General features: G+C 67.5%; 16 protein-coding genes. 7 read left to right on the forward strand and 9 right to left on the reverse strand.

The annotated features are described in order from the left end of the window. Positions 1-43: 43 nt before the first annotated feature. Positions 44-3,223 carry an efflux RND transporter permease subunit gene (locus tag AC1DIN_RS08535; protein WP_476809409.1) on the forward strand — a complete coding sequence of 1,060 codons (3,180 nt, stop codon included), beginning with the start codon at positions 44-46 and terminating at the stop codon, positions 3,221-3,223. 76 nt (positions 3,224-3,299) lie between these two features. Here AC1DIN_RS08535 and AC1DIN_RS08540 read toward each other — a convergent pair whose 3' ends face one another. After that, positions 3,300-4,619, reverse strand: a complete 1,320-nt coding sequence (locus tag AC1DIN_RS08540) for an ATP-binding protein (RefSeq protein WP_476809410.1) — start codon at positions 4,617-4,619, stop codon at positions 3,300-3,302. Next, a complete protein-coding gene (locus AC1DIN_RS08545) occupies positions 4,616-5,356 on the reverse strand; it encodes a response regulator (protein WP_441469477.1) in 741 nt (246 codons plus the stop codon). The genes AC1DIN_RS08540 and AC1DIN_RS08545 overlap by 4 nt, the downstream gene beginning before the upstream one ends. Before the next feature lie 232 nt (positions 5,357-5,588). On the opposite strand from AC1DIN_RS08545, the gene AC1DIN_RS08550 reads away from it, so the two are divergent. Beyond that, positions 5,589-6,326 carry an alpha/beta fold hydrolase gene (locus tag AC1DIN_RS08550; RefSeq protein ID WP_476809411.1) on the forward strand — a complete coding sequence of 246 codons (738 nt, stop codon included), beginning with the start codon at positions 5,589-5,591 and terminating at the stop codon, positions 6,324-6,326. 171 nt (positions 6,327-6,497) lie between these two features. Further along, positions 6,498-8,246, forward strand: a complete 1,749-nt coding sequence (locus AC1DIN_RS08555; protein ID WP_476809412.1) for a cytochrome c biogenesis protein DipZ — start codon at positions 6,498-6,500, stop codon at positions 8,244-8,246. Positions 8,247-8,393: 147 nt separating this feature from the next. Here AC1DIN_RS08555 and AC1DIN_RS08560 read toward each other — a convergent pair whose 3' ends face one another. Then, entirely contained in the window at positions 8,394-9,437 is a 1,044-nt protein-coding gene (locus AC1DIN_RS08560; protein WP_476809413.1) for an alpha/beta fold hydrolase, read from the reverse strand. A 311-nt stretch (positions 9,438-9,748) separates the two neighbouring features. Here AC1DIN_RS08560 and AC1DIN_RS08565 point away from each other — a divergent pair, with 311 nt between their 5' ends. Further along, positions 9,749-10,165, forward strand: a complete 417-nt coding sequence (locus AC1DIN_RS08565) for an organic hydroperoxide resistance protein (protein WP_441469473.1) — start codon at positions 9,749-9,751, stop codon at positions 10,163-10,165. 89 nt (positions 10,166-10,254) lie between these two features. Here the strand turns inward: AC1DIN_RS08565 and AC1DIN_RS08570 are convergent, their stop codons facing one another. The 5 genes from AC1DIN_RS08570 to htpX form a co-directional block, all read right to left on the reverse strand. Next, positions 10,255-11,433, reverse strand: coding sequence for a low temperature requirement protein A (locus tag AC1DIN_RS08570; protein WP_476809414.1), 1,179 nt, complete (start codon positions 11,431-11,433; stop codon positions 10,255-10,257). A 196-nt stretch (positions 11,434-11,629) separates the two neighbouring features. Continuing rightward, complete coding sequence (purH, locus tag AC1DIN_RS08575) at positions 11,630-13,222, reverse strand: bifunctional phosphoribosylaminoimidazolecarboxamide formyltransferase/IMP cyclohydrolase (protein ID WP_476809415.1); 1,593 nt, start codon at positions 13,220-13,222, stop codon at positions 11,630-11,632. 105 nt (positions 13,223-13,327) lie between these two features. Next, a complete protein-coding gene (locus tag AC1DIN_RS08580; protein ID WP_476809416.1) occupies positions 13,328-15,046 on the reverse strand; it encodes a heparinase II/III family protein in 1,719 nt (572 codons plus the stop codon). 120 nt (positions 15,047-15,166) lie between these two features. Beyond that, a complete protein-coding gene (locus tag AC1DIN_RS08585; protein ID WP_476809417.1) occupies positions 15,167-16,528 on the reverse strand; it encodes an RsmB/NOP family class I SAM-dependent RNA methyltransferase in 1,362 nt (453 codons plus the stop codon). Position 16,529: 1 nt separating this feature from the next. Beyond that, positions 16,530-17,483 carry a zinc metalloprotease HtpX gene (htpX, locus tag AC1DIN_RS08590; RefSeq protein WP_476809418.1) on the reverse strand — a complete coding sequence of 318 codons (954 nt, stop codon included), beginning with the start codon at positions 17,481-17,483 and terminating at the stop codon, positions 16,530-16,532. Positions 17,484-17,601: 118 nt separating this feature from the next. On the opposite strand from htpX, the gene AC1DIN_RS08595 reads away from it, so the two are divergent. Together AC1DIN_RS08595 and AC1DIN_RS08600 are read left to right on the forward strand one after the other, a co-directional pair. Next, positions 17,602-17,823, forward strand: coding sequence for a DUF1674 domain-containing protein (locus tag AC1DIN_RS08595; protein WP_476809419.1), 222 nt, complete (start codon positions 17,602-17,604; stop codon positions 17,821-17,823). A gap of 86 nt (positions 17,824-17,909) precedes the next feature. Beyond that, entirely contained in the window at positions 17,910-19,214 is a 1,305-nt protein-coding gene (locus AC1DIN_RS08600; protein ID WP_476809420.1) for a class I SAM-dependent methyltransferase, read from the forward strand. Between the two features lie 86 nt (positions 19,215-19,300). Here AC1DIN_RS08600 and AC1DIN_RS08605 read toward each other — a convergent pair whose 3' ends face one another. Continuing rightward, positions 19,301-19,618: a DUF2853 family protein gene (locus tag AC1DIN_RS08605; protein ID WP_441469464.1), complete on the reverse strand. Its 318-nt coding sequence runs from the start codon at positions 19,616-19,618 to the stop codon at positions 19,301-19,303. 237 nt (positions 19,619-19,855) lie between these two features. Between AC1DIN_RS08605 and AC1DIN_RS08610 the strand changes: the two genes are divergently transcribed. Next, the gene (locus tag AC1DIN_RS08610; RefSeq protein ID WP_476809421.1) at positions 19,856-20,803 is read left to right on the forward strand and encodes a 2-hydroxyacid dehydrogenase; all 948 of its coding nucleotides are present in this window, start codon (positions 19,856-19,858) and stop codon (positions 20,801-20,803) included. The last annotated feature ends 1 nt before the right edge of the window (position 20,804 follow it).

Here is a 20,804-nt window from a genome sequence, read left to right on the forward strand (position 1 = left end):
ACGGTGCTTTCCCAACAAGATAACCGCTCCGAAGGGGCGCCCCATGAATCTCTCCAAGTTCTTCATCGACCGGCCGATCTTCGCGGCGGTCCTCTCCGTCCTGATCTTCCTGGCCGGGCTGCTCTCGATCAGGGCCCTGCCGATCTCGGAATATCCCGAGGTCGTCCCGCCGACGGTCGTCGTGCGGGCGCAATATCCCGGCGCCAGCCCGCGCGTGATCGCCGAGACGGTGGCGACGCCGATCGAGGAGCAGATCAACGGCGTTGAGGGCATGCTCTACATGTCGAGCCAGGCGACGACCGACGGCGTCATGACGCTGAACGTCACCTTCCGCCTCGGCACCGACCCGGACAAGGCCCAGCAGCTTGTCCAGAACCGCGTCAGCCAGGCCGAACCGCGCCTGCCCGAGGAGGTGCGGCGCCTCGGCGTCACCACGGTCAAGAGCTCGCCGGACCTGACGATGGTGGTCCACATCACCTCGCCGAACGGCCGCTACGACATGACCTATCTGCGCAATTACGCGGTGCTGAACGTCAAGGACCGGCTCGCGCGCATCGACGGCGTCGGACAGGTCCAGCTCTTCGGCTCCGGCGACTACTCGATGCGCGTCTGGCTCGATCCGCAGAAGGTCGCCGAGCACGGGCTCTCGCCCGGCGACGTCGTGCGCGAGATCCGCGCCCAGAACGTTCAGGCCGCGGCCGGCGTCATCGGCGCCTCGCCGAATGCGCCGGGCCTCGACCTCCAGCTTTCGGTGAACGCGCAAGGCCGCCTCCAGACCGAGGAGCAGTTCGGCGAGATCATCGTCAAGACCGGCACGGACGGCGCGGTCGTGCGGCTGAAAGACATCGCCCGCATCGAGCTCGGCGCCGCCGAATATGCGCTGCGCTCGCTGCTCAACGGCAAGTCGGCCGTAGCCGTACCGGTCTTCCAGGCACCGGGCTCGAACGCCATCGCGATCGCCGATCACGTGCAGGAGGTGATGCGCGAGATCAAGCAGAACATGCCGGAAGGCGTCGACTACTCGATCGTCTACGACACCACCCAGTTCGTGCGCGCCTCGATCAAGGCGGTGATCTCGACGCTGCTGGAGGCGGTCGCGCTCGTCGTGCTCGTCGTCATCGTCTTCCTGCAGACCTGGCGCGCCTCGATCATCCCGCTCGTCGCGGTGCCGATCTCGGTCGTCGGCACCTTCGCGGTGATGTACCTCCTCGGCTTCTCGATCAATGCGCTGAGCCTGTTCGGGCTGGTGCTCGCCATCGGCATCGTCGTCGACGATGCGATCGTCGTGGTCGAGAATGTCGAGCGCAATATCGAGAACGGTCTTTCGCCGCGCGAAGCGACCTACAAGGCGATGCGCGAGGTCTCCGGCCCGATCATCGCGATCGCGCTGGTGCTGGTCGCGGTCTTCGTGCCGCTCGCTTTCATCTCGGGCCTGACCGGGCAGTTCTACCGCCAGTTCGCGTTGACCATCGCGATCTCGACGGTGATCTCGGCGATCAACTCGCTGACCCTGTCACCGGCCTTGGCGGCGCTGCTGCTGAAGGGCCATCACGCTCCCAAGGATGGGCTGACGCGCGCCATGGACAAGCTGTTCGGCTGGTTCTTCCGCGCCTTCAACCGCTTCTTCAACCGCTCCTCGGAGGCCTATGGCGGCGGCGTGCGCCGGGTCATCTCGCATCGCGCAGTGATGCTCGCGGTCTATGTCATCATGCTCGGCCTCACCGGCGTGCTGTTCAAGGCGGTGCCGTCGGGCTTCGTGCCCGGCCAGGACAAGCAGTATCTCGTCGGCTTCGCCCAGTTGCCGGACGCCGCGACCCTCGACCGGACGGAGGATGTCATCCGCCGCATGGACGAGATCGCGCTGAAGCATCCGGGCGTCGAGAACGCGATCTCCTTCCCCGGCCTCTCGATCAACGGTTTCACCAACTCCTCGAATTCCGGCATCGTCTTCGTAGGCCTGAAGCCCTTCGACCAGCGCAAGGACGCGTCCTTGAGCGGCAACGCCATCGCGATGCAGCTCAACAAGGAGTTCTCAGGCATCAAGGAGGCCTTCATCGCGATGTTCCCGCCGCCGCCCGTGCAGGGGCTCGGCACCATCGGTGGCTTCAAGCTGCAGATCGAGGATCGCGCCGGCCTCGGCTATGCCGCGCTCGACGAGGCGACCAAGGCCTTCATGGCCAAGGCCGCGACCGCGCCGGAGATCGCCGGCATGTTCTCGAGCTTCCAGGTCAATGTCCCGCGGCTCTATGCCGATATCGACCGCACCAAGGCCCGCCAGCTCGGGGTGCCCGTGACGGAAGTCTTCGACACACTGCAGACCTATCTCGGCTCGACCTATGTCAACGACTTCAACCGCTTCGGCCGCACCTACACCGTGCGCGTCCAGGCCGATGCGCCCTTCCGCGCCCAGCCGGAACATATCGGCCAGCTCAAGGTGCGCTCGAACACAGGCGAAATGATCCCGCTCAGCGCGGTGCTGAACGTGCGCGCGGACTCCGGCCCGGAACGCGCCATGCGTTATAACGGCTTCCTCTCAGCCGATATCAATGCCGGCGCGGCGCCGGGCTTCTCCTCCGGCCAGGCGCAGGCCGCCGTGCAGCGCATTGCCGACGAAACCCTGCCCAAGGGCTTCGCCTTCGAATGGACCGAGCTGACCTATCAGGAAATCCTGGCCGGCAATTCGGCGGTGATCGTCTTCCCCGTCGCGATCCTGCTCGTCTTCCTCGTGTTGGCGGCCCAGTACGAGAGCATGACGCTGCCCATCGCAATCCTGCTGATCATCCCGATGGGCCTGCTCGCGGCGCTGACCGGCGTCTGGCTCTCGGGCGGGGACAACAACGTCTTCACCCAGATCGGCCTCGTGGTTCTCGTCGGACTATCCGCCAAGAACGCCATCCTGATCGTCGAATTCGCGCGCGAGCTGGAATTCGTGGGCAGAACGCCGGTCGAGGCGGCGATCGAGGCCAGCCGCCTGCGCCTGCGGCCCATCCTGATGACCTCGCTCGCCTTCGTCATGGGCGTGGTGCCGCTGGTGATCTCGACCGGGGCCGGCGCCGAGATGCGGCAGGCGATGGGCATCGCGGTCTTCGCCGGCATGATCGGGGTCACCGCCTTCGGCATCTTCCTGACGCCGGTGTTCTACGTGCTGATGAGGAAGCTCGCGGGCAACCGCCCGCTTGTGCGGCACGATATCGAGACGCCGCTCCTGCAAGCTGCGGAGTGACGAGGCGAGCCCGCTTGCGATACGCGGCGCGCAGAGCCTGCGCGCTGCGTATCGTCGTCTCGACCGCGGGGCCGGTTCAGCTCAGCGCCACTTCGGCGATCACGCCGCCGCCCGGGCGGTTGGCCAGCGTCAGCTTTCCGCCGATCGCCGCGGCGAGCTGCTGGGCGATGGCGAGCCCGAGGCCGGTTCCGCCCGTGTCGCGATTGCGGGATTGTTCGAGCCGGTAGAAGGGCTGCAGGACCGCTTCGAGCTGATCGGCGGGAATGCCGGGTCCGCGATCGAGGACGAGGATTTTCAGCCTTCCGTCCGGCGTCTTCTCGAGCTGGATCTCCGCCGCTCCGGCGAATTTCAAGGCATTGTCGATCAAATTGGTGAGGATGCGCCGCAGGGCATGCGGGCGCGTCACCACGACGGCGTCGATCGTCGCGGGCATCGTGACCGCCTTGCCGGTGTCCTGATAGTCGAAGGCGATGCTCTCGACGAAGGAGCGGAGATCGATGCGCGCCGGCTTCTCGGCATCGCCATGGGCACTTTTCGCATAGGCGACGCCTTCACGCACGAGCCGCTCGATCTCCGAGAGATCGTTGACGAGCTTGTCCTTCTCCGGCCCCTCCTCCGCCATCTCGGCGCGCAGCTTCATGCGCGTGATCGGTGTCTGGAGGTCGTGCGAGATCGCGGCGAGGATCTGGACGCGCTCCTGCAGGTAATGCGCGATCCGGTCCCGCATCGCATTGAAGGCGGTCGCCGCATAGGCGACCTCGACCGGGCCACTCTCCGCGAGCCGCTCCCCCTTGCGATTGGGGTCGAGGGTCTCGGCCGCACTGGCCAGCCGCAGCAGCGGCCTGATCGCCAGCCGGACCGCGAGCCAGGTGCAGAATACGAGAAGGAAGAGCTGGGCGAGGAGCACATAGGGCAGCCAGGTCGCGAGCGGCATCAGCTCCGGCAGCATGTCGATCGTCACCTGCGATCCGTCAGTGAGCGTGACATGGGCCTGCAGATGCTCACGCTCGCCCGGGATGCTTTCGACGCTGACCGGGAAGCGCTTGCCGGCCGCGACATTGATGGTCTCAGCGACTTCCGCCGCGCGCCGGCTGAGTTCGGGGACACCGGGCAATCCCGGCCCAAGCTCGTAGCGATAGGTGCGCCGGGCCAGCAGGCCGAGCCATTGCGGGCGCTCTTCCGGCGGCAGACGGTCGAGCAGGGCGATCGAGGTGGCGACGTCGTTCTCCAGCGTCGTATACATCGTCGCCTTCGCGCTCATGGTGCGTTCGTAGAACTGCAGGCTGAACGACAGGGCGTGTGCGATCGCGAGGCCGGCGAACAGGATGAGGAAAAGCCGCCAGCGCAGCGTGCGAGGCAGGTGCAAGTACCCGCCGATACGGGCGGCGGCGCTCATTGCCGCGCCGTCACGATCTCGACCGGCATGGCGAGGACATAGCCTTCGCTGCGCACGGTCTTGATATAGGCGGGCTCGCGCGCATCGTCGCGCAGGCGCTGCCTGACACGGCTGACGAGCAGGTCGATCGAGCGGTCGAAGAGCTCCGCCTCGCGGCCCTGGGTGAGGTTGAGGAGCTGGTCGCGGGAGAGCACGCGCTGCGGATGGTCGAGGAAGACCCGCAGCAGGCGGTATTCCGCACCGCTCAGCGCCACCGCAGTGCCTTCCTTGTCGAGCAGGTGGCGGGCGGTGGTGTCGAGCTGCCAATCGCCGAAGGCAATGAGCTGGCCGGCTTCCGTCACCTGCAGATTGGGCGGCAGCATGCGCGTGCGGCGCAGAATGGCCTTGATCCGCGCCAACAGCTCGCGCGCGACGAAGGGTTTCGCCAGATAATCGTCGGCGCCCATCTCCAGCCCGACGATCCGGTCGGTATCGTCGCTGCGCGCGGTCAGCATCAGGATCGGCGTGGTCTTGTGCCTGCCCGCGCGCAATTCACGGCAGAGCACGAGCCCGTCATCGCCCGGCATCATCAGGTCGAGGACGATGAGATCGACGCGGTCGGCGTCGAGAAAGGCGCGCATCTGCCGCCCGTCTGCGGCAGTCGTCACGCGCAGCCCGTTCTTCTTCAGGTAGCTCGAGACGAGATCCCGGATCTCCCGGTCATCGTCGACGACGAGCACATGGTCGATGTGGTCCATCAGCAAGGCTTCCGGCTTCTGTCGTGGTAGAAATAGCAGAGCCTCGGCGGTTTGCTCGGGCCTTCCGCGGGAGAATTGTAAGCGCGTGTATCGGCTCTCCGCCCCGCTACCGGCGCGGACAATGTTCCCGTCGAACCTCTCGCCTCCTTGCGACAGGGTGCCGGGGAGCACGCAGCCGCCTCGGTCGGTTTGCCTGGCTTCATCGCCTCCAGCGAACAGGAAGGAAGCTTCAATGCGCAAGGGTTTCATCTCGGCCGTCATCGGCGCGCTCGTGCTGCCGATCGCGGGCACATGTTCTGCCGTCGAAGCCGCGGCCATCCGCAACATCGTCATCGTCCACGGCGCCTTCGCGGACGGCTCCGGCTGGCGCAAGGTCTCGGACAGGCTGGTCGCAAGGGGCTACAACGTCACCGTCGTGCAGCAGCCGCTGACCTCGCTCCAGGACGACGTCGCCGCGACTCGTCGTGCGCTGGCGCTGCAGGATGGGCCGGTCATCAGCGATGCCGGCAACGACCCGAAGGTCGCCGGGCTGGTCTATATCGCCGCCTTCCAACCGGAAAAGGGCGAGAGCCTGGCGAAGCTCGCCGGCAGCAAGCCGGTGCCGAATGCCGCGCCCGACGCGATCAAGGCGACGGCGGACGGCTATCTCTATCTCGATCCGGCGCGTTTCGCTGCGGCCTTCGCGGCCGATCTGCCCAAGGCGGAAGCCGCGTTCCTCGCCCATTCGCAGGTGTTCGCCGCGCAGGCGGCCTTCGCCACCGAGGCCGGCGAGCCGGCCTGGAAGCGCAAGCCGAGCTGGGCGCTGGTGGCGAGCGACGACCGCTCGATCAATCCCGCGCTCGAACGCGACATCGCAACGCGGGCCGGCAGCACGGTGCGGGAGGTGGCCGCGAGCCACGCCGTCTATGCCTCGAAGCCGGCCGAGGTCGCGGAGCTGATCGCCGAGGCGGCCGGAGCCGTGTCCCGGTAGCGGCAGAGCGCCGGGCGAGGTTTACGACCGCTCGCCCGGCGCCGTTGGTACAGAGCGTTACAGATCGGCCTCTCGGAGAAATATCGGAGATACGTCGCTGGAGCTGAGTGCTGGTGCATTCGGCGGAGGCCTCGAAAGAAGCGCCGCCGCCGCTTTTTGAGAGGACCAGCCATGACCTTGTTCGTCATCTCCTATCTCGCCGGCGTGCTGACGATCCTCAGCCCCTGCATCCTTCCCATCCTGCCGTTCGTCTTCTCGCGCGCCGACCAACCTTTCATCCGCAGCTCCCTGCCGATGCTGATCGGCATGGCGCTGACCTTCGCGAGTGTCGCCAGCCTCGCCGCCATCGGCGGAAGCTGGGCCGTGCAGGTGAACGAGGTCGGGCGCGATGCGGCGCTTGCTCTGCTCGCGCTGTTCGGTGTCGCGCTCGTCTCGCAGCGGGCGGCCGCAATCTTCACCCGTCCCATCGTCGCGCTCGGCCAGCGGCTTTCCGCGAGCGACGAAGCGGGAGCCCGTTCCGTTGGCGGCTCGCTTCTGCTCGGCGTCGCGACAGGGCTGCTCTGGGCACCATGCGCGGGCCCGATCCTGGGCCTCGTGCTGACCGGCGCCGCGCTGCACGGAGCCTCATCGGAAACGGCTTTGCTGCTGGCCGCCTATGCTGCGGGTGCCGCAACCTCGCTCGCGCTGGCGCTCCGGGCCGGTGGTCAGGTCCTTGCCGCGCTGAAGCTTTCGCTCGGGGTTGGCGAGCGTGTTCGGCAGGGCGTCGGCGTCGCCGTTCTCGCGAGCGTGCTGGCGATCGGCTTCGGCCTCGATACGGGCTTCCTGACCCGGCTCTCCTTCGCCGGCACCGTCGGCATCGAGCAAAGGCTGCTGGATGCGCTCGGTCCGCGTCGGGCCGAGGCCGGACAGCCCCGCACGGCAGAGAATGCCTCTCAGCCCTATCGCAGCAATCTGCCGGATTATGGTGCGGCCCCCGGCCTCGACGGCGCGACCGGCTGGCTCAACGCGGATCCGCTGGGCGCCGAGCAGCTCCGCGGCAAGGTCGTGCTGGTCAATTTCTGGACCTATTCCTGCATCAACTGCATCCGCACCCTGCCTTATGTCCGCGCCTGGGCGGAAAAGTACAGGGACCAGGGCCTTGTCGTGGTCGGCGTCCATACCCCGGAGTTCGCCTTCGAGAAGAAGGTCGAGAACGTCCGGCAGGCGATCGCCCGCTTCGGCATCGTCCACCCGGTCGCGGTCGATAACGACTTCCGGATCTGGCGCGCCTTCCGCAACAGCTACTGGCCAGCGCTCTACTTCGTCGATGCGCAGGGGCATATCCGCCACAGCCAGTTCGGCGAAGGCGGCGAGGCGCGTTCGGAGCGGGTCATTCAGGACCTCCTTGCCGAAGCAGCCGGCCGTCGCGAGGCTCAGGCGGAGCTCGTCACCCCACTCGCGCCGGGAGCCCAGGCCCCGGCAGATCTCGGCAATATTCGCTCGGGCGAGGGCTATCTGGGTTATCTGAAGGCTGCGGGCTTCGCCTCGCCCGAAGGCGTCGCGGGCGACCGGCCGCAGGACTACAGCGTCAGGAAACTGAGGCTCAATCAATGGGGCCTGGACGGCAATTGGACGATCGCCGGGGAGAGCGCCGGCCTCGGACGCGCTGGCGGCGGCATCGCCTATCGCTTCAGCGCGCGGGATCTTCACTTGGTGCTCGGGCCCGGACCGGGCGGCAAGCCGGTGCGGTTCAAGGTCGCGATCGACGGGGCCGCGCCCGGTGCCGACCATGGCGCCGATGTTGACGCGGAGGGCAACGGCACGGTCTCGGAAACCCGACTCTACCAGCTCGTCCGCCAGACCGGCGATGTCAGGGAGCGCCTCTTCGAGATCCACTTCCTCGATCCGGGCGTGGAGGCCTACGCCTTCACCTTCGGCTGAGAGCTGAAAGCAAAGGCCCCGCTGCAAAGCGGGGCCTTTGTCGGCGGGCCATATGAAGGAAAAGCGGCCCCCGAGGGGACCGCTTTCACAAGAGAGATCGGACGGGCGACAGAAACGGGAGGCGCTCGACGCCTCCCTCGCAGTTCCTCAAAGCTTGTCGGCGTCGATCACCGCCCGGGCAAACTCCAGCGGCGCCTCCTGCGGCGGGTTGTGGCCGATGCCGCCCTTGAACAGCCGGTGCTCGTACTTGCCGGTGAAGCGCCTGGCATAGGCCGCGGGTTCGGGATGCGGCGCGCCATTGGCGTCGCCCTCGATGGTGATCGTCGGCACGCCGATGCTCGGGAAGGTGGCGAGCTTCTGTTCCAACGCGTCGAACTGCGCTTCGCCCTGCGCCAGGCCGAGCCGCCAGCGGTAGTTGTGGATGGAGATCGCGACATGGTCGGGATTGTCGAAGGCCGCCGCCGAACGCGCGAAGGTGGCGTCGTCGAACTTCCACTGCGGCGAGGCGAGCTCCCAGATCAGGCGGGCGAAGTCATGGGTGTACTTGGCGTAGCCGGCCGCGCCTCGCTCGGTGGCGAAGTAGTACTGGTACCACCATTGCAGCTCGGCCTTGGGCGGCAGCGGCGCCTTGTTCAACTCCTGGCTGCCGATGAGGTAGCCGCTGACCGAGACCATCGCCTTGCAGCGCTGGGGCCAGAGCGCGGCGACGATGTTGGCGGTCCGCGCGCCCCAGTCATAGGCGGCGATCACGGCCTTCTCGATCTTCAGCGCATCCATGAAGGCGATGATGTCGGTTGCCAGTGCCGCCTGCTGGCCGTTGCGCGCGGTCGCGGCCGAGAGGAAGCGGGTGCTGCCATAGCCGCGCAGATACGGCACGATCACCCGGTATCCGGCCTTCGCCAGGATCGGGGCGACATCGACATAGCTGTGAATGTCGTAAGGCCAGCCATGTAGCAGCAGCACCGGCGGGCCGTCCGCTGGGCCGTCCTCGGCGTATCCGACGTTGAGAACGCCGGCGTCGATCTGCTTCAACGCGGCGAAGGTTGTGTGCTGGCCGGCTCCGGCGGCCGCCGGGGAGGGCGAGCGAGTCTGGGCGCTGGCGCCGCTAACGGCGCCCAGCTGTGCAAAGGCGGCTCCGAGCGCCAGCGTGCTCAGGAAGCTGCGGCGGGGCTGATCGATCCGTTCCGACATGGTTCTGTTCCTGATTGCGTGGATAGCAAGGGGAGTGAGCCTGTCCGCTGTATCCGCGCTGTGTCCGTCAGCGTCGGATTTGCAAGCCTGCGTAGAGACCGGTGCCTCCGATACGAACGGATACAAACCGTCCGCCATCCGCGGCGGCGGGCGAGCGCTGCCGGAAGATCATTGTATCGCACTGTATCGGGGCGGCGAAAGCCGACGTTTCCTTGCATATGGGCCGATCCGCAAAACAAACCGGACGTGTCGGCTTGAGAAGCCCTCGGTCGCCAGCCGCCGACAGGAGCGGCATCAGATGGAGAGTTTCCATGAGCAGGATCGAGAAGGTTCTCTATACCGGCAAGACCCGCACCACCGGCGGGCGCGACGGCGCCTCGCGCAGCTCCGACAGCCGGCTCGACATCAAGCTGTCGCCTCCGGGCAGCTCGGGAGCGGGCACCAATCCCGAGCAGCTGTTTGCCGCCGGTTGGTCGGCCTGTTTCATCGGTGCGATCGGCCTTGCCGCGGGCAAGCGCAAGGTCGCCCTGCCGGCCGATCTCGCTGTTGATGCCGAGGTCGATCTGGGCACGACGGACGGCGCCTATTTCCTGCAGGCGCGTCTGAACGTCAGCCTGCCGGGCCTCGCGCCGGAACTCGCGCGCGAGCTCGTGGAGGAGGCGCACCAGACCTGCCCCTATTCCAGGGCCACGCGAGGCAACATCGATGTCGAGTTGAGGGTCGCCTAGCCGCCGACCGCGAAGAGGCCAGCCTCGGCTGGCCTTTTTATCCGCTTTTGCCCTGCCGACGATCTCATGCCGTCTATCGTCTGAGAGGCTCAGATCTCTTTCGGCCGCAGCGAGATCGCCTCCCAGGCGGCGACGACAATCAGGATCGCGGTGGCGGCCAGGCTGAACGCAAGCGGTGGCAGCGCGGCCGAGACGAGCGTGAGCAGAGCGAGCAGGCCTAGCCCGACGAGATGGGAGAGCGGCAACCAGCCAGCCGTCACCCGTTTGAACAGGAGATTACCAAGCAAGTAGAAGGCCGGCCCCGCGGCCACGGCGATCGCCGTCTTGGCGTCGGTGTGGCCGAGCGGATGGGCGATCACCAACTCGTCGCCGACCGCCACGAGGATGATGCCGGCGACCAGCAGTACGTGCAGGTAGGTATAGGCGATGCGCGCGATCCGGCCGGGGTCGGAGGCGTGGGCAATGAGCTGGCTGCCGCGCTCGGCGCCGATATGGAAGTAGATCCACCACATCGCGACCGAACTCACGAAGGAATTCAGGAATGCTGTCACGTTGACGCCGGTCACCGGCAGCTTGGCTGCGGTGGCACCGGTGATGAGGATCGATTCACCCAGCGCGATGATGATGAAGAGCGCGCAACGCTCGGCGAGGTGGCCGCCCTCGACATTCCAGTCAGTGGTCTGCGAGCGGCCGAGGCCGATGACGTGGAAGCCAAGCGCCGGACCGGCATATTCGATGCCGAGCGCGACTATCCAAAGCCCGAAGCGCAGATTGCCTTCGCACAGCCCGCCGGCGATCCAGAACAGGGCGGAGACCGCGAGCCAGATCGTGATGCGCTGGAAATTGCGATAATTCGCGGGTGAGGCGTTCTTCAGGCTCGCCATGGTGAAGAGCGAGCGGCCGAGCTGGATCGCGACATAGGCGCCGGCAAAGGCGAGGCCGTTCGATCCGAAGGCTTCCGGCACCGAGCAGGACAGGACGAGACCGAACAGCATCAGCACGAACAGCATGAGCCTGACCGGCGCCTGTTCGGGGTCGAGCCAGTTCGTCACCCAGCTCGTATAGATCCAGACCCACCAGACGGCGCCGAGCAGAAAGGCGGCCTGGGCCAGCCCGAGCGCGCTGAAATGCTCGAGCAGCGTGTGCGAGATCTGGGTGATGGCGAAGACGAAGACCAGGTCGAAGAACAGCTCGACGTAAGCGACCCTCGCATGCTGGTGTTCGACGCGCTCCCTAAGCAGCGCGCCGGGCTTGGCGCTTCGCGTCATCTCATGCCTCGCTCAACCTTCGATCCCACGCTCGCCGTCACCCCGGACAAGCCGAGATCGGCGATCCAGTGCCGGAGGGCTTCCAACAAGGGTTCAGGCATGGATCCCGGGTCTCCCTATGGTCGCCCGGGATGACAATGCGAGGACCCGAAAGGCTTCAGCTTGCAATCAGCCTGTCCCGCGGCCGCGGCCGCCGTCAATGGCGGAAGTGGCGGTGTCCGGTGAAGACCATGGCGAGGCCGGCCTCGTCTGCTGCCTTGATGACCTCGTCGTCGCGCATCGAGCCGCCGGGCTGGATCACCGCGGTGGCGCCCGCTTCCGCCGCCGCGAGCAGGCCGTCGGCGAAGGGGAAGAAGGCATCGGAGGCAACGACAGAGCCCTTGGCGAGGCTCTCGGCCACGCCTGCCGCCTTCGCCGCCTCGGCCGCCTTCCAGGCAGCGATGCGCGAGGAATCGACACGGCTCATCTGGCCGGCGCCGATGCCGACCGTGGCGAGATCCCTGGCATAGACGATGGCGTTCGACTTGACGTGCTTGGCGACGCGGAAAGCGAAGCGCAGATCGGCAAGCTCGCGCTCGCTCGGCTGGCGCTTCGTGACGACCTTGAGCTCCATGTCGTCGACGACGGCGTTGTCGCGCGACTGGGCGAGGAAGCCGCCGGAGACGGTCCGGAGCGCAAGGCCGGGCGCGCGGACATCCGGCAGGCCGCCGGTGAGCAGCAGGCGCAAATTCTTCTTGGCGGCGATCATGGCGATCGCCTCCTCGTCAGCGTCGGGAGCGATGATGACCTCGGTGAAGACCTCGACGATCTTCTTGGCGGCGGCCGCATCGAGCTTGCGGTTCAGCGCCACGATGCCGCCAAAGGCCGAGACCGGGTCGCAGGCGAGCGCACGCTCATAGGCCTCGAGCAACGAGCCGCCGGCCGCGACGCCGCAGGGGTTGGCGTGCTTGACGATGACGCAGGCCGCCGAGGCCTTCGGATCGAACTCGGCGACGCATTCGAAGGCCGCATCGGTGTCGTTGATGTTGTTGTAGGAGAGCTGCTTGCCCTGGACTTGGCGCGCGGTCGAGACGCCGGGGCGATTCTCCGGGGTGCGGTAGAAGGCAGCCCATTGATGCGGGTTCTCGCCATAGCGCATGGTCTCGGCGAGCGCGCCGCCGAGCGCGCGGAAGGCCGGGGCGGTATCGCCGAGCTCGTTGGCGAACCAGTTCGAGATCGCCGCGTCATAGGCCGCCGTGCGGGCATAGGCCTTCTGCGCGAGCTTGCGGCGCAGCGTCAGCGTGGTCGCGCCCTTCTGCGCCTCCAGGTCGGCGAGCACCGAGGGATAGTCGGACGGCTCGACGACCACGGCGACGTCGTGATGGTTCTTCGCCGCGGCGCGGATCATCGCCGGGCCGCCGATATCGATGTTCTCGATGCAGTCGTCATAGGATCTGCCGGCTGCGACCGTTGCCTCGAAGGGGTAGAGGTTCACGACCAGCAGGTCGATCGGCTGGATGCCGTGGCCGAGCATGGAGGCCTGGTGCTCGGGATGCGAGCGGATGGCGAGCAGGCCGCCATGGACCTTCGGATGCAGCGTCTTGACGCGGCCATCCATCATCTCGGGGAAGCCGGTGAGGTCGGAGACGTCGCTGACCGGCAGGCCGGCCTCGGCGATCGCCTTGGCGGTGCCGCCGGTCGAGACCAGCGCGATGCCGAGCTTGTGGAGGGCGCGCGCGAAGTCGATCAGCCCCGTCTTGTCGGAAACGGAAAGGAGAGCGCGTTCGACGCGGCGAAGTTCATTCGGCATCGGGGTTCTGGTCCGGCTTGGATTGCAGGGAAGGCAGTTCTTGGGCAGACGCGCGCGGGCTATCATGCTGCGCCGCGAAAGGCAAAGCTCAGCGTCGCAGAACCGTCACGCGTCGGGAGCGGGCTCGGCGGATTCGCGTTCGGCAATGGCCGCGGCCACCGTCTTGCCGGCGCGCGGATTGGCGGTGCTGATCCGGGTGAGGCGCCAGGCGATCCGCGGCGCGGCGGCGGCGTCGAAGGCGACGACGAGCTGCTCCGTGCGCCGTCTGCCGTCCGAAGCGGCCAGGAAGATGCTTTCCTCGAGCACGATCGGCAGCCCCCCGGCCTCGAAGCTCCAGACCTCGCCGGAAGCGAGCGCCAGCAGCGCGCCGCTGCCCTCGCGGACGAGGCTGGCACGGACATTGGGGTGAAGATGAAAGCGGGCCGCGGCCGGCAGCGTTTCGCGCATTCCGCTCAGCGCGACCTCGTCCTCGCCCGAAAGCATGGCTCCGTCCTGGGCGAGCAGGAGGCGGCGGGTGTGGAGCGCGCCGATGCTGCGGCGGTAGCCGTCATGGCTCGCGACCCATTCCGGACCGTCGGCGCCGTCCTGGCGTGCGACGCGGACATCGCGCGGCCCGGAGACGATCCGCATCTCGCCGAGAACCATGCCGAAATTCGCACTGGAGCGATCGTCGAGAACGAGGGCGGAGTGGGCGGCGGTGCTGCGCGCCGCGAGCCTGAGTTCCGGCGGGCCGAAGCGGCTCGCGCCGCAATTGACGATGATGCGCTGCGCGCCGCTGGAAAATTCGAAGGCGAGGCAGCCGGCATGGGCCTCGATCGAATAGGCGCCGTGCGGCGGTGCGCCGGCATCGGCGACGACGACGCTGCGACCCGCGGCGAGACGGCTATAGCCGGAATAGGCGGCATGCTCGGTCGGGCGGCCGCGCGCATCGTCATAGGCCGCGAGCGTCGCCATCAGGTCGGGTGCGGTCGTGCCCATGCCGTTGAACAGGGCAAGTGAACCGTCGCCGTGCCGGAACAGGCGCAAATGCGGCATCATCCGCTCGATCGCGGTCAGCACGCCGCGCGGCGGCTCGAGCCCGCGCGCCGCGAAAGTCTCCCGCAGCGGCAGCAGGTCGAGGAGAAGTTCGACGAGCAGGCGCGGATTGCGCGAGAGATGGCCGCCATCGGGCAGGATCTGTTCGTCCAACTCGTCGGAAAGCATCGTCTCGGCGCGGCGGCGGCGGGCGTCCTGCCCATCGAGGCAGATTGCGGCGAGGGTGACTGCGATCAGCGTGTTCAGCCGGTCGACCCCTTCCACAGCGCCGGCAAGCGCGAGGCTCAAACGATCGGCCAGACGTGCGACATGGCGCAGGAAGCGCTCGTAGAAGACGTGATCGGCACCTTCCAGCAGGAGGGGCGAGTGAGAGAGGAACGCGATCAGGCGGCGGGCGGCCACGGCCGGGCGGCGGGCGATATCATGCCGCTCGCGGCGCCTGGCGATGAAATCCTCGACGAGGCTGCGGGCATTGGCGCGGGCGATCGCGGTGTCGGCTGCACGCATGTGGCGCAGCCAGCCGAAGCCGTACAGAGCCTCGGCCCAGGCGTCGCTCGGCGGCTCGACATCGAAGGGCGATTCGCCGTGGCTGCGCAGGGTGCGGCCGGCGAAGCTGTAGTAGCCGGCGTAGAAATCGCCGGCGGTCGTCGGATCGGCAGTGCGCAGATCATGCGGCGCGAAGAGGAGACGGGTCGGGGTGCTGCGCCCAAAGGGCCAGAGCTTGCGCGTCGCGCCGACGAACTGGCCACGGGTCCGCCGCGCCGCCCGTCCGATCGCGGCCTGGGCCAACCCCCGTCGCTCAGACCAGCCGCTCAAAACCCCCGTATGCTCCGTCCCCGGGCGCGGCCCGATGCCGCGCGGATAGTACCAGCGGAGCCGCGCCGTCCCAGCGCGCGAATCCTTGCCCCGTCATAGCCTGATCAGGCGGCTTGCGTAAAATCCCGCCCATCCGGAGAGGCGCGGGGATTCGCCCTTCAACTGGTGCGGCAGGGTCCGGATATCACCGTTTGCGTCGATTGCTTCTGCCAAACCGCCGATTTCGGCCGCCTCGACGGGTTTACGACGAAACTGGGGATGACGGACGAGAAAGGCGGCGATCTGCGCTTCGCCCTCGGCGGCTTCGAGCGAGCAGGTGCAGTAGACCAGCCGTCCGCCGGGCTTCGTCAGGGCGGCGGCCGCATCGAGCAGGCGCGCCTGCAGGCCGGCGAGCCGGTCGCGATCCTCCGGCAGCTTGGTCCAGGCGACGTCCGGGTGGCGGCGGATCGTGCCGGTCGCGCTGCAGGGCGCGTCGAGCAGAACGGCGTCGAAGGGTTCGGCCTTCCAGGTCGAGGCATCGGCAGTGGCGACATTCGCCGTCAGGCCGAGGCGGGCGAGATTGGTCTTCAGACGGCGCAGGCGCGGCGCCGAGCGATCCAACGCCGTCACATCGGCGCCAGCGACGGCGATCTGGGCGGTCTTGCCGCCGGGCGCGGCGCAGAGATCGGCGATGCGTTCGCCGGATTGCGGCGCCAGCAGCTTCACCGGCAGCGCCGCGGCGGCGTCCTGCACCCACCACTCGCCCTCATCGTATCCGGGCAGCCCGGCGATGGCCTGCCGCTCGCGCAGCCGGACCGAGCCGGTCGGCAGGGCGATGCCGCCGAGAGCCTCGGCCCAGCGGGCGGGATCGGCCTTGACGGTGATGTCGAGCGGCGGCTCCTCGCCATGGCTCGCGGCGATCGCGGCGGCGGTATCCTCGCCATAGGTGGCGCGCCAGCTCTCGGCCAGCCAGTCAGGTGTGTCGCGGAAGGCGTCCATCTGCGTCTCGGCCAGGATCGCGTCACGCTCACGCACCAGCCGGCGCAACAGCGCGTTCCCCAACGCGGCATAACGGGCCGAGCGCGGGTCTTCGTGCAGATGCCGAATCGCGAGATCGACGGCGGCATGGTCGGGTACGTCGAGGAAGAGAATCTGTGCCGCTGCCGCCGTCACGATCGGCTCGAAGAGACCGGACCGCTGTGGGCTGCCCCGTTCGAGGCGGGCATCGACCGCGTGCTGGATCGTGCCCAGCCGGCGGAAGGCGGTGACGGCGATAGCGCGGGCGAGCCCGGCATCGGCGGCATCCAGGCCCGAATCCGGCAGCAGCCGCTCGAAGGTCTCGTCGAGCGCGACGTGGGCGCGCAGCACCTCGTCGATGACATCCGCGGCGAGGCGGCGCGCCGCGAGGCCGGGCGCATTGTCGCGCTTCGGGGCCGCTGCCTGCGGGCGGGGGCGCGAGGGGACGTGACCGGCCATCTCAGCCCCAGGGCCCGCGCTGGTGCGGCGGGTTGTCCCAAGAGCTGCCGCCGGCCTGGCCCCAGGGGCCGTTGCCGGCCTGGGAGGCGAACCCGGCTCCGGCAGCGCCAGTGCCGACGCCCATGATACGGGCCTGCTCCATCAGCGCGGCGATGCGGTTGCCGGTGTCGGGATGGGTCGAGAACAGATTATCCATGCCGCCGCCGGTCAAGGGATTGATGATGAACATGTGCGCCGTAGCAGGCTTGGCCTCGGCTGTCTCGTTGGGAATGTGCTGGACGCCCGCCGCGATCTTGGCCAGCGCATCGGCGAGCCAGACCGGATTGCCGCAGATCTGCCCGCCGAGCTTGTCAGCCTCGTACTCGCGCGAGCGCGAGATCGCCATCTGGATCAGGGCGGCCGCCATCGGCGCGAGGATCGACAGCAGGATCTGGACGATGAAATTCGGGCGGTTGTCGCGCGAGCCGAAGAACATGCCGAAGGTGACGAGCGAGGAAATCGCGCCGGCGAAGGTCGCCGTGATCGTCATGGTCAGCGTGTCGTGGTTCTTGATATGCGCGAGCTCATGCGCCATCACGCCGGCCAGTTCCTCATAGCTCAGCGTGCGCAGGATGCCGGTCGTTGCCGCCACGGCAGCGTTTTGCGGGTTTCGCCCGGTGGCGAAGGCATTGGGCTGGTCCTCATGGATCAGGTAGACGCGCGGCATCGGCATGTTCGCGCGCGCGGCGAGGTCGCGCACCATGCCGTAGAGCTCGGGCGCGGTTGTCGCGTCGACCTCCTGGGCGTTGTGGGCGGCGAGAGCCAGCCGGTCGGAGTTCCAATAGCTGAAGAGATTGGTCACGGCGGCGAAGCCGAGCGCCATCAGCATGCCGCCGCCGCCGCCGAGCAGATAGCCGACGGCGCCGAACAGCGCGGTCAGGCCTGCCATCAACATGCCGGTGCGAACGTAGTTCATCGATTCCTCTTCATCAGCAGCGCGCGGGACGGAAAGCCCTCGCGAAGGCCGGGTTCGTGCCCTATGTGGTGGGAACCAACCCGATCCTGCAAGAGAACGCGCAAGGAAACGAGCCGAAATGCCCGACAAAGCCGATGAGGAGATGCCGGGAGCCGCAGCGGAGCCGAAGGTGCTTTCACCGGCGGCGCAGCGGGCTCTGGCCGAGGCGGCCGCCCGGCGCGCCGCGATCGACGCGCATGCCGCCGACGTCGCGAAGCAGCGCGAGGTCAACGGGCGCGGCGGGCTCGAGCCGGTGCGCTACGACGACTGGGAAGTGAAGGGCATCGCCAGCGATTTCTGAGCGCCAGCCGGCCTCGGATACGCAGAACATTGCCAATCTGCGGCGTTGCGTCCAAACAGCAGCCGGATAGCAGTGGATTTTCGGTGATGGACAGCAACGACAAGCGCCTCGCGGCCCTGCGCCGCCTTCTAAGTGAGGCGCATGAGAAGCTCGGCCTGAAGCTCGGCTTCCGGCTCTGGGACGGCAGCTCCGTGCCCGCCTCCTGGCCCTCTGACGGGCTCGCCATCGCCGTCGCCGATGCCGGCGTGCCGGCCGCGCTGATCCGCAAGCCCAAGCTCGACACGCTGCTCAATCTGCATATCACCGACCGCATCTCGATCCAGAACGGCTCGATCTTCGATCTCGCCGCGGCGCGCCCCGAGGGCAAGGTCGGCAAGCTCGCGCGCAACATCCCGAAGAGTGCCGTCTTCGACGTTATCAGGCGCTTCGTCTTTGCGCCCGGCAAGGCCGAGACCGCGGTTAGCCACCGCAGGGGCGACGAGATTGCGCGTGACGGCGCCCCGGCCACCAACAAGGCCAACATCGCCTACCATTACGACGTCTCGAACGACTTCTACCGGCTCTTCCTCGACGAGGAGATGGTCTACACCTGCGCCTATTTCACCGAGGATCACGGCGATCTGGAACGGGCTCAGCGCGACAAGCTCGACATGATCTGCCGGAAGCTGCGCCTGAAGCCCGGCGACCGCTTCCTCGACATCGGCTGCGGCTGGGGCGCGCTGGTCTGCCATGCGGCCCGCTATTACGGCGTCGAGGCCCATGGCGTGACGCTGGCGGAGGAACAGCTCGCCCTGGCGCGCGAGAAGGTCGAGAAGCTGGGGCTTCAGGGCAAGGTTACGCTCCACCTGAAGGATTTCACGCAGATGGAGGGAGAGTTCGACAAGATCTCCTCGATCGGCATGTTCGAGCATGTCGGCATCCGCAATCACCCGTCCTATTTCCAGGCGGTGAACCGGCTGCTGCGGCCGCGCGGGCTTTACCTGCATCATTGCATCTCGCGGCGCGCCAAGAAGACCGAGAAGGCCTTCAACAAGATGCCGGCGGAATACCGTGCGCTGGTGCGCTACATCTTCCCGGGCGGTGAGCTCGACCATCTCGGCATGTCGATCGCCAATCTCGAGCGCCACGGCTTCGAAATCCACGATGTCGAAGGCTGGCGCGAACACTATCAGCGCACGACGCGGCTATGGTGGGAAAGGCTCGCAGCGAACAAGGCGAGAGCCGAGGCCGAGATCGGGCCGGAGCGGACGCGGATGTGGCTGCTCTATCTCGCCGGCTGCTCGCTCGCCTTCGAGCGCGGCGGGGCGCTGGTCAACCAGACGCTGGTCTCGAAGCGGCGCAAGGGGCCGTCGGGCCTACCGCTGACGCGCGCAGACCTTTATCGCGACTGAGCGGCCCCCGGCCGGCGTGACGGCCGGCCATGCCGTTCATCCCTGCATATGCGGGTGGGAGTGCCCGGCTTGGGCCGGGCCATGACCTACTTCTTGACGAAGAGGTCGAGCTTTCCGTGATGTTCGGCCAGCAGGTAGTAGAAGGTCAGGCGGGATTTGGTCCGGTCTGCCTTCATATGCTCGCAGATCGCCTTGATCGAGCCGTCGAGATCGCCGGACTTCAGACCGAGTTTCTTCTTCAGGAAATTCTCGCGGACGCGGTCGACCTCGGCCGGGTCCGAGCAGGCGACGTAGCGGGTGTCGGGCTTGCTCATCACGAGCGCATAGGCCTTGGACATTCCGGCGAAGGCAGCATCGTTCAGTGGCTTCTTGGCGAACTTCTTCACGTCGGCGAGGTGATCCATCTGGTTGCCCCTTCCTGGCCCGTCGTGGCACGGGCGGTTGCGTGTCGCGGCCGGAGGTTAACGCGGTTCCCTTCGGGCGGCGAGGGGAAAAAGCGCGTGATTGCCGGCTTTTGGAGCGATTCGATGCGTCTTTCGTCGAAGCCCGGAATGCGTGGAGCGGATGGCGGGGCATTTGCCGATGTGGGTTGAGCGAGCGGCGGCGTGGTGCTGCGATGCAGCATCCGCTGGAGCAACGCAATGAAGCCGACGATACTGATGGTGCCGCGCATGCCGGAGGCCCTGATCGCGCGGCTCAAGGAGAACTTCACCCTGCTGGGGCCGATGGAACGCTCTGCGCCGGACGCCTTGCCGCCTGGCGCGGAGCAGGCCGAGGCGCTGCTCACCATGGGAAGCCTCAGCACTGATGCCGCGCTGCTCGACGCGCTGCCAAGGCTCAAGCTGATCTGCTGCTATGGCACCGGGATCGAAGGCGTCGACCGTGCCCATGCCAAGGCGCGCGGCATTGCCCTCGCCAATGCCGGAGAGGCCAATGCCACCGGCGTGGCCGAGTTCGCGATGGGACTGTTGCTCGCCACCGCGCGGCAGATCCCGCAGGCCGACCGTTTCGTCAGGGCCGGGCGCTGGCAGGGCAATTCCGTCCAGCGCATGGCCTCGGTGCCAGGTCTGGCAGGGCGCAGGCTCGGCATCTACGGCCTCGGCGCGATCGGCAGCCGCATCGCGCGCCGGGCCGAGGCCTTCGAGATGGAAATCGGCTACCACAATCGCAGCCGGCGCGTTGATATGCCCTATCTCTATCACGACAGCCTGCTCAGCCTCGCCGACTGGGCGGACGTCCTCGTCGTCTCGGCCCGCGCCAGCGCCGAGAACCGCCATGCCGTCGATGCCGCCGTGCTGAAGGCGCTGGGGCCGCACGGGCATCTGGTCAACATCTCGCGCGGCATTGCGGTCGACGAGGGCGCGCTGTGCGCGGCGCTGGAGACCGGCGCGATCGCAGGCGCGGGGCTCGATGTCTACGAGCATGAGCCGCATGTCTCCGACGGGCTGAAGGCGCTCGACAATGTCGTGCTGACGCCGCACATCGCGGCCGCCTCGGACTCGGCTCAAGCGGCGCAGCAGGATGTCATGCTCGGCAATCTGCGGGCGTTCTTCGCCAGCGAACCGTTGCTCTCGCCCGTCACGATCTGAG

Source organism: Allobosea sp. 05T438 (assembly GCF_056396025.1).